The organism is Streptomyces sp. NPDC055099 (assembly GCF_053607685.1).
Map to the genome: position 1 here is coordinate 213,290 of NZ_JBSGUA010000001.1, position 15,234 is coordinate 228,523.

13 protein-coding genes and 1 pseudogene are annotated in these 15,234 nt (G+C 72.1%); 8 read left to right on the forward strand and 6 right to left on the reverse strand.

Translation table 11 applies throughout. From position 1 onward, the window contains the following. The 3 genes and pseudogenes from ACWFRU_RS00945 to rsmH all read right to left on the reverse strand — a co-directional run. Positions 1 to 685 (reverse strand): annotated as a pseudogene (locus ACWFRU_RS00945) (cell division protein); the annotation flags it as partial. Positions 686 to 690: 5 nt separating this feature from the next. After that, positions 691 to 1,242: a cell division protein FtsL gene (locus tag ACWFRU_RS00950; protein ID WP_453683629.1), complete on the reverse strand. Its 552-nt coding sequence runs from the start codon at positions 1,240 to 1,242 to the stop codon at positions 691 to 693. Between the two features lie 48 nt (positions 1,243 to 1,290). Beyond that, complete coding sequence (gene rsmH, locus ACWFRU_RS00955; RefSeq protein WP_453683630.1) at positions 1,291 to 2,247, reverse strand: 16S rRNA (cytosine(1402)-N(4))-methyltransferase RsmH; 957 nt, start codon at positions 2,245 to 2,247, stop codon at positions 1,291 to 1,293. Positions 2,248 to 2,615: 368 nt separating this feature from the next. Between rsmH and ACWFRU_RS00960 the strand changes: the two genes are divergently transcribed. The 4 genes from ACWFRU_RS00960 to ACWFRU_RS00975 all read left to right on the forward strand — a co-directional run bounded on the left by ACWFRU_RS00960 (position 2,616) and on the right by ACWFRU_RS00975 (position 8,331). After that, positions 2,616 to 3,236 carry a beta-class carbonic anhydrase gene (locus ACWFRU_RS00960; protein ID WP_453683631.1) on the forward strand — a complete coding sequence of 207 codons (621 nt, stop codon included), beginning with the start codon at positions 2,616 to 2,618 and terminating at the stop codon, positions 3,234 to 3,236. 226 nt (positions 3,237 to 3,462) lie between these two features. Then, entirely contained in the window at positions 3,463 to 4,482 is a 1,020-nt protein-coding gene (locus ACWFRU_RS00965) for an AAA family ATPase (RefSeq protein WP_363208238.1), read from the forward strand. Next, positions 4,482 to 5,849: a DUF58 domain-containing protein gene (locus ACWFRU_RS00970; protein ID WP_453683632.1), complete on the forward strand. Its 1,368-nt coding sequence runs from the start codon at positions 4,482 to 4,484 to the stop codon at positions 5,847 to 5,849. The genes ACWFRU_RS00965 and ACWFRU_RS00970 overlap by 1 nt, the downstream gene beginning before the upstream one ends. Positions 5,850 to 5,916: 67 nt before the next feature. After that, entirely contained in the window at positions 5,917 to 8,331 is a 2,415-nt protein-coding gene (locus ACWFRU_RS00975) for a transglutaminase TgpA family protein (protein WP_453683633.1), read from the forward strand. 73 nt (positions 8,332 to 8,404) lie between these two features. On the opposite strand, the gene ACWFRU_RS00980 is transcribed toward ACWFRU_RS00975, so the two are convergent. The 3 genes from ACWFRU_RS00980 to ACWFRU_RS00990 form a co-directional block, all read right to left on the reverse strand. Beyond that, on the reverse strand, positions 8,405 to 8,815 hold the full coding sequence (locus ACWFRU_RS00980; protein WP_453683634.1) for a DUF3040 domain-containing protein: 411 nt from the start codon (positions 8,813 to 8,815) through the stop codon (positions 8,405 to 8,407). 274 nt (positions 8,816 to 9,089) lie between these two features. Next, the gene (locus ACWFRU_RS00985; RefSeq protein WP_453683635.1) at positions 9,090 to 9,866 is read right to left on the reverse strand and encodes a methyltransferase; all 777 of its coding nucleotides are present in this window, start codon (positions 9,864 to 9,866) and stop codon (positions 9,090 to 9,092) included. 127 nt (positions 9,867 to 9,993) lie between these two features. Further along, the gene (locus ACWFRU_RS00990) at positions 9,994 to 10,530 is read right to left on the reverse strand and encodes an SAV_6107 family HEPN domain-containing protein (protein WP_453683636.1); all 537 of its coding nucleotides are present in this window, start codon (positions 10,528 to 10,530) and stop codon (positions 9,994 to 9,996) included. Between the two features lie 162 nt (positions 10,531 to 10,692). Between ACWFRU_RS00990 and ACWFRU_RS00995 the strand changes: the two genes are divergently transcribed. The 4 genes from ACWFRU_RS00995 (at position 10,693) to ACWFRU_RS01010 (ending at position 15,223) form a co-directional block, all read left to right on the forward strand. Continuing rightward, complete coding sequence (locus ACWFRU_RS00995; protein WP_453683637.1) at positions 10,693 to 11,505, forward strand: ATP-binding cassette domain-containing protein; 813 nt, start codon at positions 10,693 to 10,695, stop codon at positions 11,503 to 11,505. Further along, positions 11,477 to 13,561 carry a YhgE/Pip family protein gene (locus tag ACWFRU_RS01000; RefSeq protein ID WP_453683638.1) on the forward strand — a complete coding sequence of 695 codons (2,085 nt, stop codon included), beginning with the start codon at positions 11,477 to 11,479 and terminating at the stop codon, positions 13,559 to 13,561. The genes ACWFRU_RS00995 and ACWFRU_RS01000 overlap by 29 nt, the downstream gene beginning before the upstream one ends. 50 nt (positions 13,562 to 13,611) lie before the next feature. Beyond that, positions 13,612 to 14,229 (forward strand): TetR/AcrR family transcriptional regulator, encoded by a 618-nt coding sequence (locus tag ACWFRU_RS01005; RefSeq protein WP_363208246.1) that lies wholly within the window; start codon positions 13,612 to 13,614, stop codon positions 14,227 to 14,229. 379 nt (positions 14,230 to 14,608) lie between these two features. Then, positions 14,609 to 15,223, forward strand: coding sequence for a DUF4126 domain-containing protein (locus ACWFRU_RS01010; RefSeq protein ID WP_453683639.1), 615 nt, complete (start codon positions 14,609 to 14,611; stop codon positions 15,221 to 15,223). Positions 15,224 to 15,234 lie beyond the last annotated feature (11 nt).

Consider the following 15,234-nt stretch of genomic DNA (forward strand, 5'->3'; position numbering starts at 1 on the left):
GGCGGGGGGGGGGGACCCCGGGGGGGCGGGGGGGGACGTGCACCCCCCCCCCCCGTTGGGGGGGGCTCTGCGGGCGGGCGCCGGCGTGGGGGCCGCCCCCGCCGCGCAGGTCCTTGATCTGCTTCCAGACCTGCGGGGTCTGCCTGCGGGCGAGCAGGACGTAGCGCGTCTTGGGGGTCTTCAGCTGTTCGGTGAGCCGGTCGACGTCCTTGTCGAGGATCGGCGCGAGGAGGGCCGCGGCCTGCTCGGGCGCGTCCTTGATGCCCATCTCCTTGGCGGTGAACATCGTGGGGTCGGCCGTGATGTCGTACGCGTCCACGCTGGCGGCCAGTTCGACGCCGCGGCGGTCGGTGATGCCACCGCGCTCGGCGGTCAGGACATGGCTGAAGTAGCGGTTCTTCTCGGCCTTGGCGGTGTAGACGCTCGCGTCGACCGCCTGCACCTGCAGGAGGCGTACGACGAAGGCCAGCATCACCAGGGTCAGTCCGAGGCTCACCATGCGAAGGCGGGGCCGCGGGCTGCCGAGGCGGATGGTGCGGGGCGGCTGCCTGGGGGCGGCGGGGCGCGGGCGGCGGGCGGCGGGGCGGGGCCCCGATCCCTGGCGGCGCTGTTCGCCGGGGCGGGCGGGGCGCGAGGGCCGCGCGGGTCCCGGGACCCTGCGTCGCGGGGGTTGGCGGTCCGTCACTTACGTCACCTGCCGGAGGTCGTGGGGCCGGGCGTCGCGGAGAGCTGGGGCGTGGGCGAGGCGTCCGGGGCCGGGGCGGAGGGCGCCGGGGACGCCGGGAGCGGTGCGGGCGACGGCGCCACCGGGACCGAGACCGAGGGCGCCGGGGACGCCACCTCCTGCGGGCGCGGATCCGGGCCCAGCGCGGAGGACTGCTCGGCGGCACCGGGAACACCGCGCACGGTGCCGTCCGGGTTCAGGAAGGCCGGGTCGCCGCCCGGCACCATGCCGAGCTCACGGGCGCGGCGCTGGAGGGCCTCAGGGGCGGCGTAGGCGTCCACGTCCCGCTGGAGCTCCTGCTCCTGGTCGGTCAGCTCCGTCGTCTCCTTCTTGAGCTCGCTCAGCTGGAACGAACCTTCGTTGAGCGAGGAGTTCAGGATCAGCAGCGTGATCAGGCCGCCGCCGAGCAGCAGCACGACGAGCAGCACGAACGGCGTGCGCGCGGCCTGGCTCGGCCCTGCCGGCAGCAGCCGCGCGAGGCGGGCGGCCCTCCCCCGCAGCTCGGGCTTCTTGCTCATGGGGCCTCCTCAGGGACGCCGTTCACGGGACCTCCCGGCGGGCGCGCTTCACGGGGCCTCCTCGCGGATGCGCTGCGCACCCCGCAGCCGTGCCGGGGCCGCCCGGCGGTTCTCGGCGACCTCTTCCTCGGTGGGGAGTTCGGCGCCGCGCGTGAGCAGCTTGAGCCGGGGCTGGTAGCGCTCGGGGACGACGGGCAGGCCGGGCGGCGCGGTGGTCGCGGCGCCGGCCGCGAACACCTGCTTGACCAGCCGGTCCTCCAGCGAGTGGTACGACAGGACGGCGATGCGGCCGCCGACGGCGAGCGCCTTCACGGCCGCCGGGATGGCCGCCTCCAGGACGCTCAGCTCGCCGTTGACCTCGATGCGCAGGGCCTGGAAGGTGCGCTTGGCGGGGTTGCCGCCGGTGCGCTTGGCGGCCTGCGGCAGGGAGTCTCGGATCAGCTCGACGAGCCGCGCGCTGTTGCTGAACGGCTCCTTCTCGCGCTCGCGGACGACCGCGCTCACGATCCGCTTGGCCTGCTTCTCCTCGCCGTACTGGCGCAGAATCCGCACTAGTTCGCCCGGTGCGTACGTGTTGAGGACCTCGGCGGCGCTCATGCCGGTCGTCTGGTCCATGCGCATGTCCAGGGGCGCGTCCTGCGCGTAGGCGAAGCCGCGGTCGGCCTCGTCGAGTTGCATCGAGGAGACGCCAAGGTCGAACAGGACGCCCTGCACCTTGGCGATGCCGAGCCGGTCGAGCACCTCGGGCAGTTCGTCGTAGACCGCGTGCACGAGTTCGGCCCGGTCACCGAAGGGGGCGAGCCGCTCCCCGGATAGCCGCAGCGCTTCCTTGTCCCGGTCGAGGCCGATGAGGCGGGCCGACGGGAAGGTGGAAAGCAGCGCCTCGCTGTGGCCGCCGAGGCCGAGGGTGCAGTCGACGACGACCGCGCCCGGCTCGGCGAGCGCGGGGGCCAACAGGTCCAGGCATCGCTGGAGCATCACCGGGACGTGTCGGGTCTGGCTCAAAGGGCCCTCTCAGGTCCGGCGCGAAGCGCGGTGCGCACGGCCGGGTCCCCGCCCGCTCCAGAAGGGGAATGGCCTGCTGGCGCCGGGGAAGTGGCGTCAGCCGACCGGGAGCGGGAGGAGGCCGAGCCGTACGTACGCGCGGCGCACGTGGGGGGATTCAGGGAATCTCCGGGTGAACAGTCCAGCTGGGAGCAGGGTCACGGCTCCCACTTCGCGTCACTTTAGTCCACCGTGTCGCCCGGTCAATCAACTGGCCTGCGCGTCGCGGACGGGTCGCCGACGAGCCGCCGACGGTCCGCGAAAACCGCCTCGTCACCTGTTCGGGTCAAGGCGCCGCACCCCTGTGGGTTAGCTCACAACAAGACTCATTGACGTTCTTTGTCCCTTCTCACAGCGCGCCCCGGCGATCAGTGACGACTACCGTCGTAGCCATGTCGACTTCCGCATCGCCCACGGGCTTCCCCACAGAGCCGACCGGCGGCATAACCGCCGGTGACACCGTCACGGACCGCCTCGTCGAGGCGAACAAGCGGTACTCATCCGACTTCACGGACCCCGGCATGGACGCACGACCCGTCCTCGGTGTGGCCGTCGTCTCCTGCATGGACGCCCGCATCGACCTGCACGCCGCGCTCGGCCTCGATCTGGGCGACTGCCACACCATCCGCAACGCGGGCGGTGTGGTCACCGACGACGTCATGCGCTCCCTGACGATCAGCCAGCGCGCGCTCGGCACGCGCAGCGTCGTGCTGATCCACCACACGAGCTGCGGCCTGGAGAGCCTCACCGAGGAGTTCCGGCACGAGCTGGAGCTCGAGGTCGGCCAGCGGCCCGCCTGGGCGGTGGAGTCCTTCCGTGACGTCGATCAGGACGTGCGCCAGTCGATGCAGCGGGTGCGGACCTCGCCGTTCCTCCTGCACACCGACGATGTGCGGGGATTCGTCTTCGATGTGACCACCGGTCTGCTGCGGGAGATCGACCCTGCGTGACCGGGTCCGGAGCGGATCTTTCCGGAACACCTCGGCAGGCAAAAGGCCGTAAGAGCTGACATATCGCCGCCAGTTATCCGCGGGCGAGTGACACAACCCGGTATGCCCAACAAGAATGCGGGGTGGGCACCACGCTGAACGATTCGTGCGTGGTGTCCGTGATTCGGGGTGGGCCGGGCCGCACACACATGCGTCGGCCCGGGAGAACGTGTCCGAGGAGGGCCGGGTGACGACCTATGACGATCGAGCGAGCCTCACAGATCTGACCGCCACAGCGGAGCGTGTCCGCGGGTCGGTCGAGGGTGTGATCGAGGGCAAGCCAGAGGTCGTACGGCTTTCGCTGACCGTGCTCCTCGCCGAGGGGCATCTGCTGATCGAGGATGTGCCGGGCGTGGGCAAGACCATGCTCGCCAAGGCGCTGGCGCGGTCCATCGACTGCTCCGTGCGGCGCATCCAGTTCACGCCCGACCTGCTGCCGTCGGACATCACCGGTGTGTCGATCTTCGACCAGCAGCGCCGGGACTTCGAGTTCAAGCCCGGCGCGATCTTCGCGCAGATCGTGATCGGCGACGAGATCAACCGCGCGTCCCCCAAGACGCAGTCGGCGCTCCTGGAGTCCATGGAGGAGCGCCAGGTCACCATCGACGGGCAGACCTACGAACTGCCGAGCCCCTTCATGGTGGTGGCGACGCAGAACCCCGTCGAGATGGAGGGGACCTATCCCCTCCCCGAGGCGCAGCGCGACCGCTTCATGGCGCGCGTCTCGATCGGCTATCCGAACGCGGAGGCCGAGCTGCAGATGCTGGACGTGCACGGCGGTGTCTCGCCGCTGGACGACCTCCAGCCGGTGGCGCACGCGCACGACATCGTGAAGCTCATCGACGCGGTCCGCACGGTCCACGTCGCCGAGGCCGTACGGCGGTACGCCGTGGATCTGGTGGCGGCCACCCGCAACCACCCGGACCTGAGACTCGGTGCGTCGCCGCGCGCGACGCTGCACCTGCTGCGGGCGGCCAAGGCCTCCGCGGCGCTCAGCGGCCGCGACTTCGCGCTGCCGGACGACGTCCAGGCACTCGCCGTGGCGGTGCTCGCGCACCGGCTACTGCCCACGGCCCAGGCCCAGTTGAACCGGCGTACGGCCGAGTCGGTCGTCCTGGAGATCCTCCAGCGCACGCCCGTACCCGCCGCCGTCCAGCCGAACAGCGGCTACTTCAACCAGCAGCCGCCCGGCGCCCGGAGGCTGTGATGGCGGCCGGGGGGCCGCAGCCGGCGCAGGACGAGGAGGGCAAGGGCGGACTGCGGACCGCGCTCGCGGGGCTGACCACGCGCGGGCGTTCGTTCCTCGCCGCCGGGGTCGCCGCGGCCATCTGCGCCTACGTCCTGGGGCAGAGCGATCTGCTCCGGGTCGGGCTGCTGCTCGCCGTGCTCCCGCTGGTGTGCGCGACGGTGCTCTACCGCACCCGCTATCGCGTCGCGGGCAGCCGCAGGCTCTCCCCCGCGCGCGTGCCCGCCAGTTCGGAGGCGCGGGTCCACCTGCGGATGGACAACGTCTCGCGGCTGCCCACGGGGCTGCTCATGCTCCAGGACCGGGTGCCCTACGTCCTGGGGCCGCGGCCCCGGTTCGTGCTCGACCGGGTGGAGGCGGGTGGCCGCCGTGAGGTGTCCTACCGCGTCCGCTCGGACCTGCGGGGGCGCTATCCGCTGGGGCCGCTGCAATTGCGTCTCACGGACCCGTTCGGGATGTGTGAACTGACCCGCTCCTTCTCCACGTACGACACCTTGACGGTCATCCCGCGGGTGGAGGCCCTGCCTCCGGTGCGGCTCACCGGCGAGGCCAAGGGGTACGGCGACGGGCGCAACCGCTCGCTGGCCCTCGCGGGCGAGGACGACGTGATCCCGCGGGGCTACCGCCACGGCGACGACCTGCGCCGCGTCCACTGGCGCTCCACGGCTCGCTATGGAGAGCTCATGGTGCGCCGCGAGGAGCAGCCGCAGCGGGCCCGCTGCACGGTGCTGCTCGATACCCGGGCCCGCGCCTTCCGGGGTGCCGGGCCCGACTCGGCCTTCGAGTGGGCGGTCTCGGGCACGGCGTCCGCCCTGGTCCACATGCTCGAACGGGGCTTCTCCGTACGGCTCCTGACGGACACCGGGAATTCCGTGCCCGGCGAGGGCTCGGACGGTTTCGCGGGCGCGAGCCAGGAGTCCGCCGACGCGGCGGGGCTGATGATGGACACCCTCGCGGTGATCGACCACTCGGACGGCACGGGGCTCTCACCGGCGTACGACGTGCTGCGCGGGGGCAACGAAGGCCTGCTGATCGCCTTCTTCGGCGACCTCGACGAGGAACAGGCGACGGTGGCCGCCAAGATGCGCCAGCGCAGCGGCGCCGCGGTCGCCTTCGTCCTGGACGCCACGGTCTGGGCGCAGGGCTCCGGCGGCGCCCCCGAAGGCCCCGGCGACGAGCGGGTCCGGATGCTGCGCGAGGCGGGCTGGACGGCCGTGGCGGTGCCTCCCGGGGCCGCCCTGGTGGACCTGTGGCGCCAGGCGGACCATCTGCGGGCGGGCGCGGGCCCGGCTCCCGCGGCGGGCACGACGACCGGGGGCTGGGGATGAGGCGGGGGCCGGGGACCGACGGCGGCCCGGCGGACGGGGCCAACGGCACGACAACAGGGGGACGTTCATGAGTGGGCGCGCGCGACTGGCGCTCTGTGCCACGGCGGCCACGCTGATGGCCTCGGGGGCGCTGCTGCCGCTCGTCGATCCGGCGACGTGGTTCGTCCAGGCGGCGATCCTGCTCGCGCTGCAGAGCGGCGCGGGGGCGCTCACCCGGCGGGTCCCGCTGGCCCGCCCCGTCACGGTCGCGGTGCAGGCCCTGGTGACGCTGCTGATGCTGACGCTGGTGTTCGCCCGCGAGCAGGCGATCGGCGGGGTGATCCCGGGCCCCGACGTGTTCCGGGAGTTCGGGCTGCTCCTGGAGGCGGGCGGCAACGACGTCGGGCAGTACGCGATCCCGGCGCCGCTCAGTGACGGCATCCGGCTGATGCTGGTCGGCGGCGTCCTGGTGATCGGCCTCGCGGTGGACGCCCTCGCGGTGACGTTCCGTACGGCGGCGCCCGCGGGTCTCCCGCTGCTCGCGCTGTACTCGGTGGCGGCGGGGCTCTCCGGGGACGGGGCCGGGTGGCCGTGGTTCCTGCTCGCGGCCGCCGGGTATCTGCTGCTGCTCCTGGCGGAGGGCCGCGACCGGCTCTCCCAGTGGGGGCGGGTCTTCGGGGGCGCGGCGCGCGCGCCCGGACGGATCTCCGGGGGCCTGGAGACCGACAGCGGCGCGATCGCTCCGGTCCGCACGGGCCGGCGCATCGGCGCGGTGGCCCTGGGCATCGCCCTGGTGGTGCCGCTCGCGCTGCCCGCCCTGGACGGCGGGCTCCTGGACGGTTCCGGCGGCGCCGGAGGTTCGGGTTCCGGTGGTGGCGGCACGATCTCCGCGGTGAATCCGCTGGTCGCGCTCCAGGACAGCCTGAACGAACCGGACGACCGCGAGGTCATCTCGTACAAGACGAACGCCAAGGAGACGGAGAACCTCTACCTGCGGATCGTCTCCCTCGACCAGTTCGACGGCACGACCTGGAAGACCACCGTCCGCAGCATCGAGGACGTGCCCCCGCGCCTGGAGGACCCGCCGGGGCTCTACCCCGACGTCCGCAGGAGCGAGATCCAGACGAACATCTCGGCCGCCGACAGCTACGCGCAGAACTGGCTGCCGATGCCCTACCCGGCGAGCGAGGTGAAGATCAACGGCCGCTGGCGGTACGAGCCGGTGGGGCGCGCCCTGGTGGGTGACCGCGGGCAGACGACGCGCGGCGCGCAGTACGAGGTCAAGAGCCTCATCGTGGAGCCCACGGCCGAGCAGCTGGCCAACGCCGCGGAGCCGCCGCGGGAGATCGCGCGGGAGTTCACCAAGGTGCCCGACACCTTGCCGTCCGTGGTGGCGTCCGAGGCCCGCAAGATCACCAAGGGCTCGTCGAACGACTACGAGAAGGCGGTCAAGCTCCAGGACTACTTCGCCTCGGAGGGCGGCTTCACTTACAACACGCAGGTGCGCGCGGGCAGTGGCCCGGCGGCGATCGCCCGCTTCCTTGAACAGAAGGAGGGCTTCTGCGTCCACTTCTCGTTCGCGATGGCCTCGATGGCGCGGACGCTGGGCATCCCCGCGCGCGTGGCGGTGGGCTTCACGCCCGGCGCCGCGCAGGGGGACGGCTCCATGTCGGTCGGTCTGCGGGACGCGCACGCCTGGCCCGAGCTGTATTTCGAGGGCGTGGGCTGGACCCGCTTCGAGCCCACCCCGAACCGCGGCACGGTGCCGGACTACACGCGCCCGGACACCCCGTCCGACAGCGCGAGCGACCCGGCGGCGCCCGAGGAGTCCTCGTCGTCGGCGCCGTCCGACGAGCCCTCCGCCTCCGCGAGCTGCCCGCCCGACCAGCAGCGGCAGGGCGGCTGCGCGAGCTCGGCCCCGGCCATCTCGGGCGGTTCGGGCGACGACGGACCGCCGATCGACACCATCGTGTGGGTGACCCTGGGGGCGCTGGTGGTCCTCGGCGTGCCCTTGCTGCCGATGCTGTGGCGCCGGCGCATCCGTGCGGTGCGCCTGGGCTCGACGGGCCGTACGGAGGCGGACGCGGCCGCGCGGACCCTGGCCGCCTGGCTGGAGGTGACCGACACGGCCTGGGACCACGGGATCACGCCGGACGAGTCGCAGACCCCGCGCAAGGCGGCGGCCCGGATCGTACGGATCGGTCAGCTCACCGCGGCACCCGCGGATTCCGTCCACCGACTGGCCGCGGCGGTCGAACAGGTGCTCTACGCGCCTCGGCCGCAGCTGACGACGGGCCTGGCCGATGACGTGCACCGCGTGTCGGACGGTCTGCGGGCCACGTCGAACCGCTCGGCACGGCTGCGGGCGACACTCGCCCCGCGTTCGGCCGCACGGGTGGTGTGGGCGGCCTCGGACCGCTGGACGTCGGTCAAGGCACGGTGGTCCGAGCGGATCGCCGGGCGGTGGACGGCACTGCGGCGGCCTTCGCGGCAGGAGAGCTAGAGAGCTGGAGAGCATGCGTAAGGGGTGACCGCCCGGGCGGTCACCCCTTACGCACTGCTGAAAAGCTAAGAACTCATTGGCCCTGTTCGTCGCGGCGGCGCTGCCAACGCTGCTCGATCCGGTCCATCATCGACCGGCGCTGCCTGGTCTGCCGACGGGCCGGGGTGCTGCCCGGGGCCGTGGGCGTGCCGGCGGCCGGCTGTTCACCTGGCTTGGGCGCCTTGCGCCATCCGGTGACGGCGAGCACCGCACAACCCAGCATGACGAGGAAACCGACCACGCTCACCCAGATCTGCTGGGCGACCATTCCCGCCATGAGAAGGGCAATACCCACAAGGAAGCCCGCGACCGCTTGGTAGACCCGTCGCCGGGTGTACGTACGCAGCCCGCTTCCCTCGAGCGCTGTCGCGAACTTGGGATCTTCGGCGTACAGCGCTCGCTCCATCTGCTCGAGCATGCGCTGCTCGTGCTCCGAGAGCGGCACGGAGTCCTCCTCATCGTGCAGTCGCCGGGGCGACCGGGGGTCCCCTTCAGGATAGGCAGGGAATCGCCCCCGTGAAACCCGCCCCTCTGCGCCAACTTCGCCAAACCGGACCACCCTGCCGCTCCGGCTCGCTGAAGCGTTCATTCCCCAGCGGCCGATCCGGCATGCCGGACGGTCTGCCTCGATCATACGGCGCCCGTAGCCCGTTCGGGGGGTGTGTGCCGTACTCCATGTGCGGCTGCGCCGCTGATCAGCGGGGCAGCCGTGCCGGACATCAGGCCTCGTCGGCATCCCGGGTCTCACCGAGCACATGCAACTGGGTGGCCACGGAGTGGAACGCGGCGAGCTCGGCGGCGGCCGCCTCCAGCTTGAGCAGGGCCTCCAGGGCGCCGGGTTCGGTGTCCACGAGGACGCCGGGAACCAGGTCGGCGAAGACCCGCACGCCGTGCACGGCATCCACCCTGACGCCCGCGCCCTCGACCAGGCCGGTGAGCTGTTCGGCGGTGAAGCGGCGCGGCACGGGGTCACCCTCGCCCCAGCGGCCCGCCGGGTCGTCCAGCGCCTGCCTGGCCTCGGTGAAGTGCCCGGCGAGCGCCCTGGCGAGCACGGCTCCGCCGAGACCGGCGGCGAGCAGGCTCAGGGTGCCGGAGGGCCGCAGCGCGCTGACCGCGTTGCGCACGCCCTCGGCGGGGTCGTCCACGTACTCCAGGACGCCGTGGCACAGGACGGCGTCGAACCCGGCCCGCTCCACGACGTCGAAGAGGCCGTGGATGTCGCCCTGGACGCCGCGCACGCGGTCGGCGACGCCCGCCTCGGCGGCCCGGCGCTCGAGCGCGAAGAGGGCGTTCGGGCTGGGGTCGACGACGGTGACGCGGTGGCCGAGGCGGGCGACGGGCACGGCGAAGTTTCCGCTGCCGCCTCCGGTGTCGAGCACGTCGAGGGAGTGTGACTCCCGGCCCGTGGTCTTGACCCGGCGGTCGAGGGCGTCCTTGAGGACCTCCCAGACCACGGCGGTACGGAGAGAAGCGCGGGGGCGCATCGGGTCCGACACGGCAGTTGACTCCTCGGCGCGTCCACCGCACGTCCGCGGCGGAGCTAGGGGGTTCCCTCCGCCTGCTCGTGCGGCAGTCGGGAGGGTGCGGGCGCTCCCACCCTATTGCCTTCGGGCGACTGCCCCGTCACCCGTCTCGGGTCGCGTCCGGCGGCTCCCGCCTGGGCTGGGGCAGCACGGGCTGCAGCCCCAGCATCCGCTCGACGAGGCGTAAGAACATCCCGACGTCGCGCAGCAGATCGTCCGCGTCCCGGACGGTGGCCGCGCCCTGTATGCCGGCCTCCGCGCGGGCCCTGCGTGGCGCGCCGGAGGCGAACAGGGCGCTCCACTCGGTCAGTTCGGGGGCTATCTCGGGGAGCACTTCCCAGGCGCTCCGGATGCGCTGCCTGCGGCGCGGGGTCGCCTCGGGCCGGCCGCGGGCGGCGAGGACGGCGGCGGCGGTGCGCAGGGCCGCGAGGTGGGCGGTGGCATAGCGCTCGTTCGGAGGCTCCAGGTGCGCGGCCTCGTCGATGCCGGCGCGGGCCTGGGCGAGGAGTTCGAGTGCGGCGGGCGGGGCCGTGGCCCGGCGCAGGACGGGGTGCACGTCGCTCGCGGGGCCGGTCAGTGAGGGAGCAGGGCCGACGGGGCGGTGCCGACGTGCGGCTGCTGCGGAAGTGCTGGCCATGACGAACCTCCTGTCGTCGCGTAACGGCTATGTGGCCGTATGTGCACATCGTGTAGTACGCCACTGACAATCGGCTCTGACCTGCGCTTTTGCCTCGATCGACGGTTCGCGTTAGTTTTTGCACTGACCAGTCAGTTCAAAAAGAGGGCGCGAGGGGGAACTGTGGACGGGCCGAACGACGGCGAGCGGGGAGCCGCCGTCACAGCGCGGGAGTTCGGGCTCAAGGGACCGCGGGGCTGGGCGTTCCGCGGGATCGGCGTCGAGGCCGAACCCGGGTCGCTGATCGCGATCGAGGGGGCCTCGGGGTCGGGCCGCACCTGTCTGCTGCTCGCGCTCACCGGGCGGATGCGCCCCACCGAGGGTGAGGCCTCGGTGGGGGGCTTCCGGCTGCCCAAGCAGCTCGCGGCGGTCCGCCGCATCAGCGCGCTCGGGCCCGTGCCCGGCGTGACGGACCTCGATCCGGCACTGACCGTCGCCGAGCATCTGCACGAAAGGGCGCTGCTGCAGCGGCGGTTCGGCGGCTCCCTGCGGGGTCTGCTGAGGCCGCGCGCCGAGCGGAAGGCGGAGGCGCGGCTGCGGGTCGAGACGGCGCTGACCGCCGCGGGGCTCGACATGGAGTCGCTGCCCAAGGGGCGGCGGACCTCCGTACGCGATCTGGAGCGCCTGGAGATCCTGCGGCTCTCCGTGGCCCTGGCGCTGATCGGGCAACCCCGGCTGCTCGGTGTCGACGACGTCGACCTCAAGCTGTCGGACGCCGAACGGCGCGAGGCCTGGGACCTGTTGAGGTCCCTCACGGAGAGCGGCACCACCGTCGTGGCCGTGTGCAACGAAGCCCCCGACGACGCGATCGCCGTGTGCACGGACCGCGCCGACGGCAACGACGGCACAGACGACCCCGACGACTCAGACGACTCAGACGGCACCGACGACGACAAGGAGACGGCGGATGCGCTCGCCGAAGCTGGCCTCGCTTGAGCTCAGGCGCTTCGGCAGGGGGAAGTTGCCGCGTGCCGCGCTCGTCGCGCTCCTGCTGCTGCCCCTGCTGTACGGCGCGCTGTACCTCTGCTCGTTCTGGGACCCGTACGGCCGCCTCGACCGCATACCCGTGGCGCTCGTGAACGACGACAAGGGCGCCACGGCCTCGGGCAAGAAGCTCGCGGTCGGCGACGGCATCGTCGACGGGCTCCGGGACAGCAAGACCTTCGAGTGGCACGAGGTGAGTTCCGCCGAGGCGCGTGAAGGTGTCGAGGACGGGACGTACTACCTGTCGCTGACGATGCCGTCCGACTTCAGCAAGCGCGTCGCATCGAGTTCGGGCGACTCCCCGGAGACGAGCGCCCTGCGGGTCCGCACGAACGACGCCAACAACTACATCGTCGGGCAGATCTCCCGGACGGTCTTCTCCGAGGTGCGCACGGCGGCCTCCACGAAGGCATCGCGCTCCTTCCTCGACAAGATCTTCATCTCGTTCTCCGACATCCACGGGGAGACCGAGAAGGCCGCCAAGGGCGCCGACAAGCTCGACAGCGGCATCGGTGAGGCCAAGAAGGGCTCCAAGAAGCTCGTGACCGGCCTCAAGGACGCCAAGAAGGGCAGCGGGGACCTGGCCGGGGGCATCAAGAAGCTCGACAAGGGCGCCGGTGAGCTGGAGACCGGGTCGAAGAAGGTCTCGGACGGCACCCAGAAGCTGGCCGACAAGGTGAACGGCACCGCGGACGAGGTGCGGCCCTTCCTGAAGGACAACGGCAAGACCATCGGCGACACGGCCAAACTCGTCGCCGACTCCTCCAAGGCCCTGCGGACCAACCTGGCCACCTGGGTCAAGCTCGCACCCGGGGCGGCCGTGGGCGCCAAGGAGGGGTCCGCCCTCATCGGCGACCTCTACACGGAGCGTTGCGAGAACCTCCCGGTGCCCGACCCCGCCTGCCCGAAGATCAAGAAGGCCAAGAAGGCCGCGGAGAACGTGTCGACCATCGCGGACGACATGAACACCGTGATCAAGGACCAGAACAGCGACGTCAAGAAGCTCGACAAGCACCTGGCCACGCTGCAGAAGAAGTCCCAGGCGCTCGCCGAGCGGGCCCCGCACCTGGACGAGGACCTGGACAAGGCCGTCACCCAGATCAACGACCTCAACACGGGCGCGGGCAAGGTCGCCAAGGGCGCCAAGAAGCTGCACACGGGCCTCGGCACCGCCAAGACCGGCGCCGACGACCTCGACACCGGCATCGGCAAGCTCAAGACGGGCGCGAGCGACCTCAAGGGCGGCCTGTTCAAGCTGGCCGACGGCTCCGAGAAGCTGGCCGGCGGGCTGCACGACGGCGTCGAGAAGATCCCCGACTACGACAAGAAGGACCGCGACCAGCGCACCGACGTCATGGCCGACCCGGTGCAGCTCGCCTCCCAGTCGATGCACAAGGCGCCCAACTACGGCACGGGCTTCGCCCCGTACTTCATCCCGCTGTCCCTGTGGGTCGGCGCGATGGTGGCGTACATGCTGATCCAGCCGCTCAACCGGCGCGCGCTCGCGGCGGGTGCCTCCGCCTGGCGCATCGCGTTCGCAGGCTGGCTGCCGGTCGCCGCGCTCGGCGTGCTCCAGACGGCGGCCCTGATGTCGGTCCTGCACTGGGGCCTCGGCCTGCAGATGGCGCGGGCGGCCGGGACGGTGGGCTTCCTCTGCCTGGTGACGTGCTGTTTCGCGGCGATCGTGCAGTGGCTGAACGCACGCTTCGGGGCGGCCGGACGCATCCTGGTCCTCGCGGTCCTGATGCTCCAGCTCACCTCGGCGGGCGGCACGTACCCCGTCCAGACGAGTCCGTCCTTCTTCGGCGCGATCCACCCCTTCCTGCCGATGAGTTACGTGGTCGACGCCCTGCGGAGGCTCATCACGGGCGGCGGCCTCGGTCCCGTCTGGCAGGCGTGCGTGGTCCTCACGGCCTTCACGGCGAGCGCCCTCGCGCTGACCGCGCTCTCCGCGCGCCAGAAGCAGGTGTGGACCCTGGACCGCCTGCACCCGGAGCTGAGCCTGTGAGACCCGCGAGTGCGCCTGCCCGGGCGCCCAGACCTGTGAGAATCGGGCCCATGGACAGCAGCGCAACCAGCACCCGGCGTGAGGCCACCCGGCAGAAGCTCTACGAGGCAGCCGTCACCCTCATCGCGGAGCAGGGCTTCTCGGCCACGACGGTCGACGAGATCGCCGAGCGGGCCGGGGTCGCGAAGGGCACGGTCTACTACAACTTCGCGAGCAAGTCGGTCCTCTTCGAAGAGCTGCTGCGCCATGGCGTCGGCCTGCTCACCGCCTCCCTGAAGGAGGCGTCCGAGAAGGCGGCGGAGCGCGGCGGCAGCCAGGTCGACGCGCTGGACGCGATGATCCGGGCGGGCCTGGTCTTCATCGACCGCTACCCCGCCTTCACCCAGCTCTACGTCGCCGAGCTGTGGCGCACCAACCGCGCCTGGCAGTCCACCCTGATGGTGGTCAGGCAGCAGGCGGTCGCCGTCGTGGAGGACGTGCTGCGCGCGGGCGTGGAGAACGGCGAGCTCAGCGAGGAGATCGACATCCCCCTGACGGCCGCCGCGCTCGTCGGGATGGTCCTGGTGGCGGCCCTGGACTGGCAGGCCTTCCAGCCGGAGCGCTCCCTCGACGACGTCCACTCGGCGCTCTCGCGACTGCTCCAGGGCCGGGTGAGCGGCGGCCGCTGAGCCGGCCTCGGGGCACGCACGACGAGAGCGCCGGTCCGGATGCCGCCTGATCTCCAGGCGGCACCGGACCGGCGCTCTCGTGTTCCCCCGCTGTCCCCCGTTCGGCCCCTCGGGTGGTCATTCCCGAGCGGCCGTCCGTCTCCCCGCGTCTCACTCCCACCTTCGGCGGGGTGGGAGGAGCGGCCAAGGGCGCTGCGCCGTTCCGCCGCCCCGTGTCGGCGGTACGGACGCCGCGCCCTTCTCCGTGTCCCTCACTCTTCCGTCTGCGCAGGTCGGGACCCATCCGCGCTGATACTCATCTCCATCACTAGGTACGGATACTCAGACCTGGGCACTCATCCCCAGGCCGGGTCGTTCCCGACTGGTTACGATCGCGTCCGTGTCCGTACTCCCCCTGGTCTTCACCAGCGGCTGGGCGAGCGGGATCAACGCGTACGCCGTTGTCCTGCTGCTCGGTCTCTTCGGCGCGAGCGGTATCACCGACGAGGTCCCGGAGTCGCTGCAGCGTCCTGACGTGCTGATCGCCGCCGGGGTCCTCTTCGCCTGCGAGGCCGTCGCCGACAAGATCCCCTATGTCGACTCGGTGTGGGACACGGCGCACACCGTGATCCGGCCGGTGTCCGGCGCCGTGGTGGGCGCGCTGCTCGCCGGGCAGAGCGGCTCGCTCCCCGACCTGGCCGCGGGCGCGGTGGGCGGTTCGACGGCGCTGGCGAGCCACTGCGTGAAGGCCGGGACGCGGATGGCGATCAACAGCTCGCCGGAGCCGTTCAGCAACGTCATCGTGAGCACGGCGGAGGATCTCGGCGTGGCCGGGATCGTCACGTTCGCGATGTTCCACCCGGAGGCGGCGGCGGTCATCGCGGCCGTCCTGCTGGTGCTCGGCCTGATCCTGCTGTACTTCCTGATCTCGCGCATCCGGCGGTTCCTGCGGCGCAGGGCGCAGCGGCGCGAGGAGAAGGAGCTGGCGGCGCGCTCGGGCCGGCCGCCGGACTGAGGGCTCCCGGC